Annotated in this window: 19 protein-coding genes; 16 read left to right on the forward strand and 3 right to left on the reverse strand. The window is 28.5% G+C overall.

Features of this window, described 5'->3' with window-relative positions:
• Positions 1 to 33: 33 nt before the first annotated feature.
• The 10 genes from MOV42_RS04815 (at position 34) to pglF (ending at position 11,511) form a co-directional block, all read left to right on the forward strand.
• Positions 34 to 1,074, forward strand: coding sequence for a glycosyltransferase (locus tag MOV42_RS04815; protein WP_324172653.1), 1,041 nt, complete (start codon positions 34 to 36; stop codon positions 1,072 to 1,074).
• A complete protein-coding gene (locus MOV42_RS04820; protein WP_324172654.1) occupies positions 1,061 to 2,083 on the forward strand; it encodes a polysaccharide biosynthesis protein in 1,023 nt (340 codons plus the stop codon). The genes MOV42_RS04815 and MOV42_RS04820 overlap by 14 nt, the downstream gene beginning before the upstream one ends.
• Positions 2,080 to 3,201 carry a non-hydrolyzing UDP-N-acetylglucosamine 2-epimerase gene (gene wecB / locus MOV42_RS04825; protein WP_324172655.1) on the forward strand — a complete coding sequence of 374 codons (1,122 nt, stop codon included), beginning with the start codon at positions 2,080 to 2,082 and terminating at the stop codon, positions 3,199 to 3,201. The genes MOV42_RS04820 and wecB overlap by 4 nt, the downstream gene beginning before the upstream one ends.
• A 1-nt stretch (position 3,202) precedes the next feature.
• The gene (locus MOV42_RS04830) at positions 3,203 to 4,057 is read left to right on the forward strand and encodes an SDR family oxidoreductase (RefSeq protein ID WP_324172656.1); all 855 of its coding nucleotides are present in this window, start codon (positions 3,203 to 3,205) and stop codon (positions 4,055 to 4,057) included.
• Positions 4,058 to 4,368: 311 nt separating this feature from the next.
• Positions 4,369 to 5,259: a hypothetical protein gene (locus MOV42_RS04835; RefSeq protein ID WP_324172657.1), complete on the forward strand. Its 891-nt coding sequence runs from the start codon at positions 4,369 to 4,371 to the stop codon at positions 5,257 to 5,259.
• The gene (locus tag MOV42_RS04840; protein ID WP_324172658.1) at positions 5,246 to 6,754 is read left to right on the forward strand and encodes a hypothetical protein; all 1,509 of its coding nucleotides are present in this window, start codon (positions 5,246 to 5,248) and stop codon (positions 6,752 to 6,754) included. Before MOV42_RS04835 ends, MOV42_RS04840 begins: the two co-directional genes overlap by 14 nt.
• Positions 6,755 to 7,960, forward strand: coding sequence for a glycosyltransferase family 4 protein (locus tag MOV42_RS04845; RefSeq protein WP_324172659.1), 1,206 nt, complete (start codon positions 6,755 to 6,757; stop codon positions 7,958 to 7,960).
• Positions 7,961 to 7,964: 4 nt separating this feature from the next.
• Entirely contained in the window at positions 7,965 to 8,822 is an 858-nt protein-coding gene (locus MOV42_RS04850; RefSeq protein ID WP_324172660.1) for an NAD-dependent epimerase/dehydratase family protein, read from the forward strand.
• Positions 8,819 to 9,778, forward strand: a complete 960-nt coding sequence (locus MOV42_RS04855; protein WP_324172661.1) for a glycosyltransferase family 4 protein — start codon at positions 8,819 to 8,821, stop codon at positions 9,776 to 9,778. Before MOV42_RS04850 ends, MOV42_RS04855 begins: the two co-directional genes overlap by 4 nt.
• Positions 9,778 to 11,511, forward strand: a complete 1,734-nt coding sequence (gene pglF, locus MOV42_RS04860; protein ID WP_324172662.1) for a UDP-N-acetylglucosamine 4,6-dehydratase (configuration-retaining) — start codon at positions 9,778 to 9,780, stop codon at positions 11,509 to 11,511. Before MOV42_RS04855 ends, pglF begins: the two co-directional genes overlap by 1 nt.
• Positions 11,512 to 11,650: 139 nt before the next feature.
• Here pglF and MOV42_RS04865 read toward each other — a convergent pair whose 3' ends face one another.
• Positions 11,651 to 12,109, reverse strand: coding sequence for a hypothetical protein (locus MOV42_RS04865; RefSeq protein ID WP_324172663.1), 459 nt, complete (start codon positions 12,107 to 12,109; stop codon positions 11,651 to 11,653).
• Positions 12,109 to 12,483: a L,D-transpeptidase gene (locus MOV42_RS04870; protein WP_324172664.1), complete on the reverse strand. Its 375-nt coding sequence runs from the start codon at positions 12,481 to 12,483 to the stop codon at positions 12,109 to 12,111. The genes MOV42_RS04865 and MOV42_RS04870 overlap by 1 nt, the downstream gene beginning before the upstream one ends.
• Before the next feature lie 244 nt (positions 12,484 to 12,727).
• Here MOV42_RS04870 and MOV42_RS04875 point away from each other — a divergent pair, with 244 nt between their 5' ends.
• The 6 genes from MOV42_RS04875 to MOV42_RS04900 are packed head-to-tail and all read left to right on the forward strand — an operon-like array spanning position 12,728 to position 17,445.
• A complete protein-coding gene (locus tag MOV42_RS04875) occupies positions 12,728 to 14,086 on the forward strand; it encodes a phosphomannomutase/phosphoglucomutase (RefSeq protein WP_324172665.1) in 1,359 nt (452 codons plus the stop codon).
• Between the two features lie 38 nt (positions 14,087 to 14,124).
• Positions 14,125 to 15,132, forward strand: coding sequence for a dihydroorotase (gene pyrC / locus MOV42_RS04880; RefSeq protein ID WP_324172666.1), 1,008 nt, complete (start codon positions 14,125 to 14,127; stop codon positions 15,130 to 15,132).
• Positions 15,125 to 15,778 (forward strand): response regulator transcription factor, encoded by a 654-nt coding sequence (locus MOV42_RS04885; protein WP_324172667.1) that lies wholly within the window; start codon positions 15,125 to 15,127, stop codon positions 15,776 to 15,778. Before pyrC ends, MOV42_RS04885 begins: the two co-directional genes overlap by 8 nt.
• A complete protein-coding gene (locus MOV42_RS04890) occupies positions 15,768 to 16,598 on the forward strand; it encodes a HAMP domain-containing sensor histidine kinase (RefSeq protein WP_324172668.1) in 831 nt (276 codons plus the stop codon). Before MOV42_RS04885 ends, MOV42_RS04890 begins: the two co-directional genes overlap by 11 nt.
• On the forward strand, positions 16,598 to 17,047 hold the full coding sequence (exbB, locus tag MOV42_RS04895) for a TonB-system energizer ExbB (protein WP_324172669.1): 450 nt from the start codon (positions 16,598 to 16,600) through the stop codon (positions 17,045 to 17,047). The genes MOV42_RS04890 and exbB overlap by 1 nt, the downstream gene beginning before the upstream one ends.
• Before the next feature lie 5 nt (positions 17,048 to 17,052).
• Positions 17,053 to 17,445, forward strand: coding sequence for a biopolymer transporter ExbD (locus MOV42_RS04900; protein ID WP_324172670.1), 393 nt, complete (start codon positions 17,053 to 17,055; stop codon positions 17,443 to 17,445).
• Here the strand turns inward: MOV42_RS04900 and MOV42_RS04905 are convergent, their stop codons facing one another.
• Complete coding sequence (locus MOV42_RS04905) at positions 17,446 to 17,646, reverse strand: hypothetical protein (protein WP_324172671.1); 201 nt, start codon at positions 17,644 to 17,646, stop codon at positions 17,446 to 17,448.
• Between the last annotated feature and the right edge of the window lies 1 nt (position 17,647).

A 17,647-nucleotide genomic window follows, 5' to 3' on the forward strand; every position in this document is an offset into this window, starting at 1 on the left:
CTTTATCAAAATATACAATAAAAGGATTCCATTGTGATTAGGTTTAATATCAATATTGTAGCTCCAAACATAAAAAGTGGTGGTGGTAAAGAATTGCTAGAATATCTTTTAGAATATTTAGAAGAGAATTATAAGCATATTCATGTAACTGTTTACCTAGATACTTCTATGCAGCACATAAAGGCATCTTCAAATATGAAGGTTGTTTTTTTAAGTAATTATTTTAAGAAGATACAACTTTTTTGCAAAAAGCTGGAACATGCTTTATACTTTGGCAATCTTCCTCCTTTGAGAAAATCATACAATTCTATTGTATATTTTCACAATCCGTATTTATTAATGAATATAAAAAAATTATTTTCCTCCTCGGTGCCTTTTTTTATAAAATATAGTTTACAACAGTTATACATAATGAATTTTATAAAAAATGTAAATTCCGTTGCATGCCAAAATAAGTTAATAAAAGAAAATTTTATAAATAAATATAAATATAATAATGTTGAAATCTTGCCTTTTTTCAGGTTGTGTAAAAAAAGTTTAGATGATTATCATATAAAAAAGTATGATTTTTGTTACGTGTCCTTAGCTCATCCTCATAAAAATCATGCAGTATTATTAGACGCTATGAAAATTTTGTCTGACAGTGGGACTGTTAGTAGTTTGGCAGTTACAATTGAAAATGACAAAATAGAATTGATAAATAAAATAAATATGATTAATAGTTTAGGTGTAGTAAATATAAAGAACTTAGGAGTAATTCCTAAAAGTGAAGTTTGCATGCTGTATGCCGATAGTAAATGTATGGTTTTTCCTTCAAAAGAAGAAACCTTTGGTTTAGGCTTAATAGAAGCTGTTGATATGAAACTAGATGTTATTGCCGCTGATTTGGACTATGTATATCAAGTTATAAGTCCATCAATGGTATTTAATTCAGATAGCGCTAAAATATGCGCTAAAGTTATGCAAAAATATATTACTAGTATGAAAAATAAGAAAAGTATAGGTCTAGTGCATAATGAGATAGATAAATTAATAGATAAATTAATTAGAGGTAATAATTATGTTCAAAAATAAAATTCTATTAATCACAGGTGGAACAGGCTCATTTGGGAATGCTGTTCTTCGTAATTTTTTAGATACTGATATAAAAGAAATAAGAATTTTTTCTCGTGATGAGTTAAAGCAAGATGATATGCGAAAAAAATATAATAATGAAAAGCTAAAATTTTACATTGGTGATGTAAGAGATACTAATTCTTTAGACGATGCCATAAAGAATGTTGATTTTATTTTCCATGCAGCTGCACTTAAGCAAGTACCATCTTGTGAGTTTTACCCTATGCAAGCAGTACAAACAAATGTAATTGGAACTGAAAATCTTCTAAATACTGCTATAAAATACAAGGTAAAAAAAGTTATAGTTTTAAGTACAGATAAAGCTGTATACCCTATTAATGCTATGGGAATAAGTAAAGCAATGATGGAAAAAGTTGCAATAGCAAAATCAAGAAATCTTGGAAAAGAAACTACTATATGCTGTACTAGATATGGTAATGTAATGGCTAGTCGAGGTTCTGTGATACCATTGTTTATAAATCAGATTAGAGAAGGGAAAGAGATAACTATTACAGACCCAAATATGACTAGATTTATGATGAGTTTAGATGATGCAGTTGATTTAGTTATGTTTGCTTTTAAAAATGGGGTCAATGGTGATATATTTGTTCAAAAAGCACCAGCAGCTACTATTGAACTTTTAGCATATACATTAAAAAACTTATTAAACCGTTCAGAACATATTATAAGAGTTATTGGTACTAGACATGGGGAAAAACTTTATGAAACACTTTTGACTAGAGAAGAGATGGTTACAGCTGTTGACATGAATAACTACTATAGAATACCATCTGACAGTAGAGATTTAAACTATAATCAATATTTTGAAGATGGTGTAATTATCACAGAGGCGAAAGATTATCACTCGCATAATACTAAGAGATTAAATGAAAGTGAGATGAAAGATATGTTGATTGGACTAAAAGAGATAAAAAATGATCTAGAAGATTTTGGAGTTTCTTTATGAAAAAGGTAATGACTATAGTAGGGACTCGTCCAGAGATTATAAAATTAAGTAGAGTTTTTGCAGAACTTGAAAAATTCACTGAACATATTTTGGTACATAGTGGACAAAATTATGATTACGAATTAAATGAAGTCTTCTTTAATGAGATGGGAATAAAAAAACCAGATCATTTTTTAAATGCAGCAGCAGATAATCCAGCTGAAACGATTGCTAATGTAATTAGCAAGTCTGATAAGTTATTAGAAAAAGTTAATCCTGATGCAATTTTACTTTACGGTGACACAAATAGTTGCTTATCTGTAATATCTGCAAAAAGAAGAAAAATACCAATATTTCATATGGAAGCAGGAAATAGGTGTTTTGATCAAAGAGTACCTGAAGAAATAAATAGAAAAATTATTGATCATTTAAGTGACATTAACATGACTTTGACTGAGCATGCTAGAAGGTACCTTATCGATGAAGGTATTAGACCTGAAACAGTAATAAAAATAGGTTCATCAATGTTAGAAGTTCTAGAATATTACAAAGAAGATATAGAAAACTCTAAAGTTTTAGAAACATTATCTCTAAAAGAAAAAGATTTTTTTATCGTTAGTGCACATAGAGAAGAAAATATTGATAGTGAGCAAAATTTCAATGACTTGTTAGAGTCATTAAATGTAGTTGCAAAAGCATATAACAAAAGGGTGATTGTTTCAACTCATCCTAGAACAAGAAAAAAACTTGAATTATTAGGTAACAAAAAGTTTAATCCTTTAATCGAGTTTATGAAGCCATTAGGATTCTTTGACTACATCGCACTACAGAAGAATGCATTTTGCGCCATCTCTGATAGTGGAACTATCACTGAGGAGTCTTCATTGCTAGGTTTTCCAGCGATTACAATAAGACAAGCTCATGAAAGACCAGAAGGAATGGATGAAGGTACTTTAATAATGTCTGGACTCACTAGTAATAATATATTAAACTCTATAGACATAGTAACTAGTCAAAATCTGGATGGATCCATGGAAGTAGTTAAAGATTATGATACAAATAATGTTTCAAAAAAAGTAGTACGAATAATTGTGAGTTATATTGACTATATAAATAGAACTGTATGGAAAAAATATTAATATGAAAAAAAAACTTTTAGTTCTTGGCTCTACTGGAATGCTAGGTCATCAAGTTGTGAATTATTTTTTACAATTTAGTGAATATGAAGTCATTGATATTTCATTTAGAAACAAACTTAGAGAAGAAACAATTATTCTTGATGTTACAAATCAAACTTTACTTTGTGATAGATTAATTAAAGTTAATCCAGATTTTATTATTAATTGTATTGGTGTATTAATTGGTGGTGCAAATAGTAATCTTACTAATGCAATTTATATAAATGCTTACTTCCCGCATCAATTGAAAGACATTGCAAAAAATATAGGTGCAAAATTAATTCATATATCAACGGACTGTGTGTTTTCTGGTAAAAAAGGCAGATATATTGAAACAGATGAGCGAGATGGAACAGATACTTATGCCAAAACCAAAGCACTTGGTGAAGTAATAGATAATACAAATGTTACTCTAAGAACATCAATTATCGGACTTGAATTAAAAACTAATGGTGAAGGCTTATTCCATTGGTTTATGAGTCAAGATGGAACTATAAATGGATTTACTAGGGCTATTTGGTCAGGAGTAACAACAATAGAACTTGCCAAGGCTATAAAATGGGCTATTGAAAATGAAATTACAGGTTTGTATCATGTAACAAATAACAAATCCATAAATAAAAATGACTTATTAAACTTATTTAAAAAATATATTAAAAAGAATATTGAAATAGTTGCTGTAGATGGCAAGGAAGTTAATAAGAATTTTATAGATACTAGAAAAGAGATTAACTATGATATTCCTGATTATGATGATATGATTAGAGAGATGGTAGCGAAAATATTTAAAAATAATTTATATAACCAGTATCAATGACAGTTGACATGAGAAAAATATCAAATAGTTGGAAAAAATATGGTCCATATTTTATTTTCTTTCTTATATTTAGTCCTATATTTATAAGTCTAGATTTTTCAAATGGTATAAAATTTGATGCGTGGATTGGTAATCTGTACTCTAGACCATCAATTCCTATTTCATCCTTAGTTGTAGCCTTTTTTAGTATGTTTTATTCGAGATGGATAGTGAAAAATAAGCAACTTATTATTTTATTTATTCTGCTATCTTCTTATCTTGCATTTAATTTATATTTTGGAATAACAAGGGCAATTATAGTAGGGTTAGGTATGTTATTACCTATAATTTCTTTTTATGTTTTTAAAAATATTTTTAAAAATATGAACAATACATTTAAAAAAATGTATCTTATATTATTTAGTATAATTGTTTTAAAGTTTATTTTTGATGTTTATTTCATATACATACAAAATCTTGATACTGAACTAATATTAAGTCATATGTTCACAAATATAAGATTTAGTACTACATATTATTTTTTAGATTCAATTAGGATTTATAACTATTTTGATTATTTTTCATTTATATATTATGTAGCTGTTGTGCTGTCTTTACACAATATAACTAATAATATTATGCTAAAAAGGTCTCTATTATTAATTGTTATATCAGGTATTGTAGTATTAAATCCTAATTCTAGATTATTTATATATGGTGTTTATTTAATACCTGCTTTATATTTATTTTATGTAACTACAAGATTAAGATTAGAAACATACTTTTACTTATTTATGACAGCGAGTATATCTATTACTTTTCTGATAGGTTTTGTTGACTTTAATCTGAGTGATATATCTTTATCAACAAGAAATAATCATGCATATAATTATTTCTCTGATTTCAACTTTGTAAATATAGTATTACCCTTTGATAATCAATATAGAATGAAAACAACAGGTTCATTTCATAATGAGTTATTAGAAATATTTAGCTTTTTTGGTGTTGTAATTATTTATTACTATTATTTAGTAATGAAGATATATTCCGAAATTAATAAAAAATATAAATTAGTCTCATTTTTATTAATGTTTATTATTGTAATAGGAGCCTTGGTTCAGATAAATATTTCAAATCCTTATATTGGTATTATGCTCGGAATGATATTGGCTGTGTTGTCATTAGATAGTGAAAATATGGAACAAAAATATGCCAAGCAATAAAAAAGTATTTTTTAAAGGTATATCATTTGGTTATTTGTATATATCTGTATATTTATTAACAGGTATATTTACAACTCCTATGTTATTAAATCACTTCGGAGCAGATTACTTTGCTTTGTTGATGTTAGTCTATGGAATTATTACATATTTAAATAATATTCGTTTTGGTTTACCTGAATCACTTGCAGTTCTTTTAGCAAAAAGTAAAAATACTATATATAATATTAATCTTGTAAAAAAGAATTTTTACATTTTAGCATCTATAGTATTACTTGTTTGTGTGATTTTTTTCTTAACAAATAATTTTGTAAGTGATTGGCGTATATTGTTAGGGGATGTATATGCACTTAACAAAGAAGAAGTGATTAATGTGTTTTTCATTCTAATAATATTTGCATTAATTAAAATTCCTTTTGAGTTGTCATTATCAGTATTTATTGGTTTTCATGAAGTTTTTTTAGAAAAATTATATAAAATATTTAACCTATTAGTAAATTTTTCTTTAGTAGTTTTTGTGGTATATAATAATGAAAATATAATCTTTTTTGTCATATCGGCAGGTATATTGGATTTGATGGTTAGTTTAGTAGCTTTCTCTCACATGTTACTAAGATATAAGATATTTAAAATAAAAACTTCTAGTCAAAATATAGTGTCTAAAGAGTTGATGAAAAATGCTTTATTATTTTTTCAATTATCTATAACTCAAACTGTGATTTGGGGAGCAGGCATATTAATTGTTAGCCATCTACTGTCACTTGAAGATGTTACAGTATATAGTTTAACAATGAAAATATATATATATTTATTTTATGCTTTTATAATTGTAAATAGTGTCATCGCCCCTTTATATGGAAAATATTACTCTGAAGATTCTTGGGAAGCAATTAAAAAAGTTTTTGATTTAATGATACTCTTGTTTCCATTTTTAGGTGGAATTATTTGGATTGGAACTCTCTTCTTTATGTCTGATGTTATATATCTTTGGACAGGTTCTAAGGAGTTTTTTATTGGGAATACTTTTATTTTTTTTATGGGGTTCTTTTTTTATTTTACAGGATATGTAAGCTCTTATGTAACTCTTTTGTATAGTATTGGAGAAGTGAAAAGTATTATTCATTTGAGATGGATAGAACTAATTGTTAATTTTATTATTTCAATTATTGCAACTTATTTTATTGGATTAGTTGGTATTGCTTTAGGTATGGTCTTTCCCATAGCTTTAATCTCTACAAGATATTTGCCAAAATATATTAGTGAGAAAACTAATAATAAAATAATATTAGATTTTTCAATACAAAAAAAACATTTTCTAATAATTATATTGCCAAGTATTGTAGTCGCTTATATTGTTATATTCTTTATAAATTTTTTGATGATAAAGCTTGTTATTTTTATAGTAATATGTTTTTTATATACTTTTTTATCTTGGAATTTACTAGCATCTAAAGATAAAGTATATATAATCTCATTATTAAAAAGAAGAAGGGCATAGTTGAAAAATAAAAAGATTTTAATTGTAACAGAATATTTTTATCCTGAAGAATTTAAAATCAATGACATTGCTTTAGAGTGGAAAAATAAAGGCTATGATGTTGATATATTAACATCAGTTCCTACCTATCCACAAGGTAAAATATATAAGAATTATAAGAATAAATTTTATCAAAAAGACAACTACAATGGTATAAATATATATAGAGTAAAAGCAGTTACAGGATATAGACATAGCATATTTAAAAAGATACTAAAATATTTTACTTTTATGATTTTAGGAAGTCTTATTAGTCTTAGAGTTGGAAGAAAACATGATTATGTTTTTGGCTTTGATGTTGGTGCATTAACGGGCATGCTTCCAGCTGTATTATTAAAAAAGTTTTATAATAAAAAAGTTACTTTATGGATACAAGATGTTTGGCCAGATAGTATTTATGCTTATGGATTTAAAAAAACAAAGTTTTTAGAGATTATCTTAGATGGTTTTGTAAAATTTATTTATAGAAATACTTCCAATTTCGCAGTTTCTGGAAAAGGATTTGTAGATAAAATTAAGCCATATATAGAAAATAATAAAGAGGTAGTATATTTACCAAATTGGGCTGATAAATTTAACAAAGAGTTAGAAGCTTTTATATTTAGTGAAGATAAAAAAATTCATTTTACTTTTGCAGGAAATGTGGGAAAAGTACAAAACCTTGATAATGTTATAAAGGCATTTGGTAATTTAGCAGATAAGTATATAGAAAAAGCACAATTAAATATTATTGGAGATGGTTCACAATTAGAGTCTTTAAAAAACTTAGTTGATAAAAATAGTTATAAAAATATAATTTTTTGGGGAAGAAAATCAAGAGACGAAATGTATAGATATTTTAGTGCAAGTGACTTTTTAATAGTTTCACTGATTGATAAACCGATATTTTCACTAACTGTACCAGCCAAGGTTCAAACATATATAGCAGCAAATAAACCAATTTTAGCTATTATTAATGGAGATGCAGCGGATATTATTAAAGATAATAATTTGGGCTACTATGCAAAACCTGAGGATATTTTTGAAATAACAGAAGCTTTTATAAAATGTATAAAAGCGGATGAAAAAGAGATTAAAGAATTTACAAAAAACTGTGAAAACCTCACAGAGAGCATATTTAATAAAGACAATATAATTAACTCTTTACTTGAGTTATTGAAAAGATAATCTAATGAAAATTTTATTTACCGGAGCAACAGGATTTATCGGAAATTATTTTATTAATAAATATAAAAATAAATATAATATAAAAACTTTTTCATTTTTGAATGATAATTTTGAAAAATTAGAATTGTTTCATATAGATACTGTTATTCATCTCTCAGCATTAGTTCATCAAATGGGTGGGGCAAGTGAAGAAGAGTATGAACAAATAAATGTAACTCAAACTGTAGCCTTAGCGAGCAAATCTAAAAATAGTGGTGTTAAGCATTTTATATTTATGAGTACAGTTAAAGTTTATGGTGAAGAGACAAAGAAAGCTTATACTGAAAAGACAATATGTAAACCACAAGATGACTATGGGAAAACTAAACTTAAAGCAGAACTACAACTGCAAAAATTACAAGACAATGATTTTAAGGTTTCCATTATAAGAACCCCAATAGTTTATGGATATGGGGTAAAGGCAAATATAAAAAATCTTGTAAACTTAGTAAATAAAGTTCCTATTTTACCTTTTGGAAAAATAAAAAATAAAAGAAGTATGGTATATGTAGGTAATCTTTGTTATTTAATAGATGAAATAATTACTCAAGAAAAGGCAGGTATATTTTTAGCTTGTGATGAAGAGCCATTGAGTACTACAAGATTATGTGAACTTATATCAAACAATCTTAATAAAAAAGTATATTATATAAAAATACCTTTCTTTACATTCCTCTTGAAGATGATTAAACCATCATTTCATAAAAGATTGTATGAGAGTTTAGAAGTAGATAATACTCAGACTAAAGAGATATTGAATCTGAATAATATTTATAGTGTGGAAGATGGGATACGATTGATGATAAAAGGTGAAGTAAAATGATATATATTATTTTATTCATTATATCTTTTGTACTTACCTATTTTATTAAAAATTATTATATAAAAAATGCTTTATTTGATGAGGTTAATGAAAGGAGTAGCCATGCTGTTCCAACACCTCATGGTGGAGGTATCGCTATTTCTATAGCTTGGTTCTTAGGTATTTCATACTTTTATTTTATAGATGCCATGGATAGTTCTTTGTACTTCGCTTTATTAGTTGGTCTGATAATTTCAGTAGTTTCTTTTTTTGATGATTTACATGAGCTTAGTGCAAAAGTAAGGTTATTCACTCAAGCTTTAGTTTCATTTTTAGCTTTGTATCTTTTAGGTGGATTAGAAAGTCTAGACTTTTACTTTTTCTCTTTACAAAACCAAATTATTACAAATATCTTTGCATTTTTCATGATAGTATGGTTTATAAATTTATATAATTTTTTAGATGGTATAGATGGCTATGCTGGAAGTGAGGCTATATTTTTAGCTTTAGCAGGTTACTTCATTTTTGGTGGAAATCATTTTTTAGTTTTAGTTTTTGTAGTTCTTGGTTTTTTAGTTTGGAATTGGCATAAAGCTAAAATATTTATGGGAGATGTCAGTAGCACTTTACTTGGTTACAATGTAGCAATATTTAGCATCTACTATGCAAATCAAGAAGCAACAAATCTTTGGATATGGATAACTCTTTTTGGAGTCTTTTGGTTTGATGCTACCTTGACTTTGTATAGAAGATATAAAAATCGTGAACAATTAAGTCAAGCACATAAAAAGCATGCATACCAAAGGCTAAACCAAAGCGGTTGGGCACATGATAAGGTTGTTATATATTCTATCTTTGTAAATATTGTTCTGTTTTGTTTAGTTTGTTTTATATCTAATATTTTTGTAGCATTTATTATGTCGCTTATATTTCTTTATGCTATTATAAAGTTTGTAGATAAAAAGAAGGTCTTTTAGTGTTTAGTTTAGATAAAAAAATATTAAATTTTTTAGTAATTATTAGTTTTACTTTTATCACATTTTGGTGGACATTTTTTATATTTCATCAATCTTTTGATATTTATATTGTTATCAGTGTAATTATAATCCGTATGATAGCATCTAGATTTATATATAATGATTATTCTCTCTCATGGTCAAAGGCCTCTCAAAAATCTTTTCTAATAAAAAGTGTAGTAAATATAGTGGCTTTTTTGATTTATTTACCAATTTTTTATGGAAAAATTCGTTTTTCTTTTATGATGTCTGAGCTTTTTATATATCTTTTTACTATAAACTTTACGATGTATGTATATTATTATTTTATAAACAAAAGTAGAGTTCGAAAGACAAAATCTGTTGTTATTTATGGTGCAGGTAAGGCTGGTATAAAATTAGAATCAGAATTTCATCATAGCGAATACAGAGTTAAATTTTTTATTGATGATGATAAAATCATTCAGAACCGTTCTATAGATGCTATCAAGGTTATTTCAAAAGATAAATTAAAACAGAGTATAGGAACTAGTAAACTAGACCTTTTAGTTATAGCAATGCCTTCTGTACAAAAAGATACAACAAAAGATATATACAATGACTTAAGTGAATACTTTAACGAGATAAAGATTCTTCCTTCAATAGATGAAATACTAGATTCTAAAGATTTCTCTACTCAACTTAAAGATATATCAGTGGAAGATTTACTTGCGCGTCATCCAAAAGATTTAGATAAAAAAACAATCAAAAAATTTTTAGAAAATAAAACTATTTTAGTTACTGGTGCTGGTGGAAGCATCGGTAGTGAAATATGTAGGCAGTGTGAAAAATTTGGTGCAAAAAAGCTTATTTTACTTGATCATAGTGAGTATAATCTTTATACAATAGAACAAGAACTTAAAGATATACAAAGTGTTTGCGTTATGCAGAGTGTAGTAAATTTAAATACTCTTGACGCTACATTTAAAACGCATAAACCTGAAATAGTAATCCATGCAGCAGCATATAAGCATGTTCCTTTAGTTGAGGCTAATATACATGAAGGTATTTTAAACAATATAAAAGGCACTAAGAATGTTATAGATGTATCTATAAAGCATGGCGTACAAAAGTTTGTTATGATTTCTACGGATAAGGCTGTTAGACCTACTAATGTTATGGGAACAACAAAACGCATCTGTGAGTTATATGCACAAAATTCTAATGGAAACGGAATAGATATAGTTGCTGTTAGGTTTGGTAATGTTCTAGGGTCTAGTGGTAGTGTGATTCCTAAGTTTAAAAGCCAGATAGAAAAAAGGCAAAATATTACTGTAACTCATAAAGATATTACAAGATATTTTATGCTTATTCCTGAAGCTTGTGAGTTAGTTCTTCAAGCTGGAGCAATTGGAAGTGGTGGAGAGATTTTTATACTTGACATGGGTAAGCCTATAAAGATAGTGGATTTAGCACAGAAAATGATAGATTTAAGTGGTTTAAGTGATATCCATATTGAGTTTACAGGTCTTCGTCCTGGCGAAAAGCTTTATGAAGAATTACTTATAGATGATAGTGATTGTAAAACAGATTACGAGTCCATAACAGTAGCTAAGCCAACACCATATGAGATAAATAAGTTAAATAGAGATATAGAAGAACTCATAAAATGTGAAGATAAGTTGGCAAAACTAAAAGATATTGTTCCAGAGTTTAATCATCAGACAAATATATAATAAAGCAACAAGGAGAGGTGGATATTAACTAAACAGAAAAGTTGTCTTGATTTTTCAGTCCATTATAGCTACAAATGGAAACAGTTGTTTAGAAATGTATTATAAATAGTATGAATTTAGTTACCACTCCATTAATTAGCTACTGCTCTTTTAATGCTTGATATATTTCTTTCTCACTAAGCACTCTAGAAGAACGCATAAGAATTTTTCCCTTATTATCCAACACTGTTACCCTAAAGCCTTTATGTTTTCCTGCAAGTTTTTCTGCTTCCTCCACTGGAACATAATAATAGTATTGCGGCTCATGATTAGTTAAAGATAGCACCGTCACTATACCTACCCCTAGTTCAGCCAATCTTCCTTCTTGTAGAATATGAAGAACCTCATCTTGTCTTTGTATGATTTTATCTTCTACTACATCTGATTCAATTAAAATAATTCCTATTACATCATAACTCTCCCCAAATAGGCGTTTAAAGTCTTCCTTGATTGTAGTTGAATGAACAACATTACAGTCCTTTATACCCATAATGTGAAAATCTAATATTTCAGCTTGAACTGATACGAATAAAGCAAATAAAATAAATAAATATTTCATTAACTGCCACTTACCAATAATGTTATATTAGCACTTACTGCAGTTGAAGCTATAGAATTATAAAATCCAAATGAATTATTAATTAAGCCAATACAACCATGGGTTCCGTCTGGACTCCCATCAGGATGAATACCAAAACCATGACGACCATGTAAATCAAAATGAGCGGTCAAGGGAACAAAGAAACCCTTGCCTGTTTTATTGTCTAAAAATCCTTTTTTCATTTTACTAGAGATAGGAGTTATTTTTCTGCGTTCAACTGTATATAATCCATTTGGTAAAGGTTTGCTCCAGTTTCCACTTCGAGCTGTCCATGTACCAAAATTCAACCAACTTAACACCCCTGTTGTTTTATTAAATTCCATAGTTGCCATAATAAACCTTGTATTTTTTTAACTATTATATCAAAAAAACTTTATTTATCTAATAGACTTCTTTCAATCTCAACTCAAAGTTATAAATACTTGCAATCAAGTTAAACCGTAAGCTGAATATAATATAATGGTTCTTTTATTTAATGTTTTTAACTGTATCATTTATATTAAGGACTAAAACTATATTACAAAAAGCCAAAAACCACCTTGTCTACAAGATTAGACAAGGTTTAAGGAGATTTAAATGAGCATCTACAGAGAGTACGACATCCGTGGCATCTATGAAAAAGAATTAAATGAGCAGAGTGTTGTTCGTATTGGTTTTGCTTTGGCATCTAAGATAGATGGAGAGTATGTGGCAGTTGGTTATGATGCTAGAAGTCACTCCCCAATACTTTTTGAGTATTTAGTTCATGGACTAAATGCAGGTGGGAAAAAAGTTCTTGATATGGGAATGGTTCCTACTCCTGTAAACTACTTTACAAACTACCAAGAATGGGATGGAGTTACTCCAAGTGCCTCTATCATGATAACAGGTTCACATAATCCAAGTGAGTACAATGGTTTTAAAATCACAATAGACAAAACACCATTTTTTAGTGATGATATTTATGCTCTTGGAGATGAGTGTTCTAAGATGGCATTCCCTGCAAAAGTTAAAAGAGAAGTAACTAAGATAGATGCTGTAACTCGTTATATTGATTTTTTAGTATCTGAATTCCAACATTTAAAAGCGATGGATACAAAGATAGTTTATGATTGTGGGAACGGTGTTGCTGGAATCGTAACAGAAGATATTTTTTCTCGCTTAGAGTTAAAAACAAAAGGTTTATATATTGAACCAGATGGAGAGTTTCCAAATCATCATCCAGACCCTTCTGAAGAGAAAAATTTAGCAGATGTTAAAAAGCTTTTGGCATCTGATGGTGATATTGCATTTGCTTATGATGGAGATGCTGACCGTATAGCAGTTTTAACGCATAAGAACAATATTAAGGGCGATATGATGGCTCTTTTGTACTCTATGAAAATGGACAAACCAACAGTTGTTGGTGAAGTTAAATGTTCGCAAGTTATGTATGATGAACTTAGAAGACGAGGGTGCAAAGCAGTAATGTATAAAACAGGACACTCAAACCTCAAAGTAAAAATGAAAGAGATAGATGCAGATTTGGCTTGTGAAGTAAGTGGACATATCTTTTTCAAAAATCGTTACTTTGGTTATGATGACGCAATCTACGCAACATTAAGAATGTTAGAGTTAGTTTATGATGGCATAGACCTAGATGCCGAGCTAGATAAACTACCAAAAGTTTTCTCGACTGAGGAGATTAAAGTAAAAACTAGCGAAGAAGAAAAATTTAAAATCATAGATGCTGTTAAAATTTTACTAAAAAACCCTCCTTTATCTTTTCCAACTATTAAAGATATTATTGATGTAGATGGTGTTAGAATTAACTTTGAAAAAGGATGGGGTTTAGTAAGAGCAAGTAACACAACTCCTGTTTTAGTAACTCGTTTTGAGTCGACTTCACAACAAGAGGCTTTAGTTTATGAAAAAGCCATAAATGATTTGATAGCACAAGCACAAAAATCAATTTAGATTTTGGTATAATTTCTTAATTATTATTAAGGAAAAAAATGCAAACCCATACTCTTTTAATGCCACTTGATATGCATCTGCATCTTCGAGATGGTGTGATGCTTGAAAATGTTGCACCTCTTAGTGCGTATAGCTTTAGCGGTGCTATTGTAATGCCAAATCTTGTTCCTCCAGTTTCTTCTTTACAAGATATACAAGATTATAAAGCACGAATCATGGCATCTGTACCAAATGATTTTTTTGAACCATATATGACACTTTTTTATAAAAACTATGACAAAGCATTTCTTGAGAGTGTTGTAGATGAAATCACTGCTATAAAACTTTACCCTGCTGGGATTACTACAAATTCAGAAGGTGGGGTTTCATCGTTTGATATAGAAGAGATGCGAGAAACTTTAGAAGCTATGAGTGAGTTAGAAATTCCTCTTTGTGTTCATGGTGAGACTGATGGTTTTGTAATGGATAGAGAAGCAGAATTTATGAGCATCTATGAATTACTTGCAACATCTTTTCCGAATTTAAAAATAATTATGGAGCATATTACAACAAAAGCTGCAGTAGAAATGCTTGATAAATTTGACAATTTATATGCAACTATTACAGTCCATCATCTTCTTTTAACTCTCGATGATGTAGTTGGAGGAATGATGATGCCTCATAACTTTTGTAAACCTATCGCTAAACGACCAGAAGATTTAGACGCTCTTCTTGGCGCGGCACTTAATGCCCATCCAAAAGTAATGTTTGGTTCAGATTCAGCACCACATCCTCAACATAAAAAAGAGAGTTGTGGTTGTGCAGCTGGAGTCTTTACAGCACCAATAGCGCTTCAGCTTTTATGTGAAATATTTGAACAGTATGACCGTCTTGATAATTTACAAGCTTTTGTTAGTGATAATGCACAAAGCATCTATGGCATCTGTCCAGAGTTTAAAGAAATTGTTTTAGAAAGAAGAACATTTGTTATACCTGAAACATATGGTACGGTTGTTCCTATGTACGCTGGTCAAGCAATTAACTGGGCAATAGAGAGCGTTGAGTAAGATTTTATTTTTAGAAGATGATCTCCTCTTTGGAGAGAGTCTTATAGATTTACTTGAAGAAAGTAATTTCGAAGTTCTGCATCTAAGAAATGGGCAAGACGCTTTAGACGCTTCATTTGAGCAAAGATTTGACCTTTACTTATTAGATATAAATGTACCACTTATAGATGGTGTTACACTTTTAAAAGAGTTAAGAGAAGCAGATGATAAAACACCAGCAATTTTTTTAACTTCTCACAAAGACAAAGAGATGCTTCGCAATGGTTTTGAGAGTGGAGCAGATGATTATATAAGTAAACCCTTTGACAATGATGAACTGCTGTTACGAATAAATGCTGTGCTAAAAAGAAGTCTATGCTCTAGTGCAAAATGTGTAAAACTGTTATGTCATGATGAATTGCATAAACGCATTTTATATGATGAAGTAGAACTTGATTTATCAAAAAAAGAGTACCAACTTTTAGTTCTTTTAATGAATCATGCAGATAATATAGTACCAAAAGAGTTAATAAACGATGAGTTATGGAGTGCTTCACAAATGGGAAGTGATGGAGCAATACGAGTTTATATCAATCGTATAAAACAGATGCTTCCTCAGATGCCAATAGAAAATATACGCGGTATTGGATACAGACTTGTTTCGTAATTTTCGTATAAATATATTTATATATTATTTTTTTACTGTAAATACTTTTTTAGCAATTTTACACTATTTTTTAGTTATTGTAGAAGTTAATAATATTTTTATTTTAGCGATTATAATGATTTGCTTTAGTATTATTGGTGGAATTATGATTTCAAAACTTGCTATTGATCCATTACAAGAACATATTGTATCTTTACAAAATTTATCAAAAGAAACACTGCATGAATTAAACCTGCCAATCTCTACTATAATAACTAATTTGGGGATGCTTAAAAAAAATATAGACAATGAAAAAGATTTAAAAAGATTATCTAGGATTGAGAGTGCTTGTGGCATGTTGCAAGAACGCTATAATGAACTTGACTATATGATAAAAAAACAGACTATTTCTAAAATAAAAGAAAAGTTTTCATTAGATGAGTTAGTAATAAAAAGAGTAGAGTTTTTGAAAAATATTTACCCTCAAGTAGAGTTTATTTTAGAACTTGAAAAAGTAGATATTTTTAGTGATATTACAGGTTTGTCCAAAGTCATTGACAATATAATAGATAATGGTGTAAAATACGCACCAAATAGTAATAAATATGATATAAAATTAAAAGATAAAACTCTTTATTTCCAAGATTATGGTTGTGGAATGGATGAGGTAGAACTTATACAAATTTTTGACAATTATTACCAAACAGATAAAAATATGCAAGGTTTTGGCATAGGTTTAAGTATGGTGAAGAGGTTCTGTGATACACAAAAGATAGAGCTAAACTTCAAATCTAAACTAAATAATGGAACAACAGTATTATTAAAATTTAAGGATAATTAATGGAAGGAAGTTTTTTAGCTTACGCAGAAGAAGCACTGGACTATGGTGTTATGGGTATTTTAGTGCTTATGAGTATAACTACACTATGGTTATTTATAGAGAGAATGATGTTTTATAAAAGTATTCGTTTTGATGATTATAATCATAGAGATGTATTAGAAATTGACTTAACTGATAATCTTGGAGTTATTAGTGCTATTGGTACAAATGCTCCTTATGTTGGACTTCTTGGCACGGTGGTAGGTATTATGATAACTTTTTATACTATGGGTGATGTTGGTGCAGTAGATGCTAAAAAGATTATGATGGGTTTAGCTCTGGCATTAAAAGCTACGGCAATGGGACTTATAGTAGCAATGCCAGCTATAGTAGCTTATACTATTACACTTCGTAAGGTAGAGAAAATTTTAACTGCTTATGATGTAATAGAAGATTCTAAAGATAAGTAATTAAAATGAGAAGATGTAAAAAAGTACCAAAAAAGTTTGACCAAATAAATGTAATACCCTTTATTGATATCATGCTTGTTCTTTTAGTTATGGTTCTAACAACTGCTACTTTTATAAAACAAGGTGTTATTCCTGTTGAACTTCCAACAGCAAAGGCAACAAAAAAAGAAGACTTAAAAAAAGAGATAAGTATTTATGTAAATGTTAAAGGTGAGTTGTTTTATGAAAAAGACAAAGTTAGTGCGAAAGAACTTGAAGTAAAACTATCTCAAATATCAAAAGAGCAAACAGTTGTTCTTCGAAGTGATAAAGAGTCAAGATTTCAAGATTTTGTAACAGTTATGGATATTCTTAAGCGTTTAAAGCATGAACAACTTTATATAGTTACAAAAGAGTAGTTAGTAAGCTTTCTTTAAAAGTTTAAAATTATAATTTTTTTTAACTTCTTTTAGCTCTTTTTTTTCTAATAAGTTAGAAGTTTTTTCGACTTTAAAAACTTTTTTTTCTATATTTTTTTCTTCTCTAAATGTTATAGCAACCATAAAAAATAAGATCACTATTGCTACAGCACCAATATAAAAAAGAAGATATTTTTTCATA

The organism is Sulfurimonas sp. (genome assembly GCF_029027405.1).
Lineage (GTDB): Bacteria > Campylobacterota > Campylobacteria > Campylobacterales > Sulfurimonadaceae > Sulfurimonas.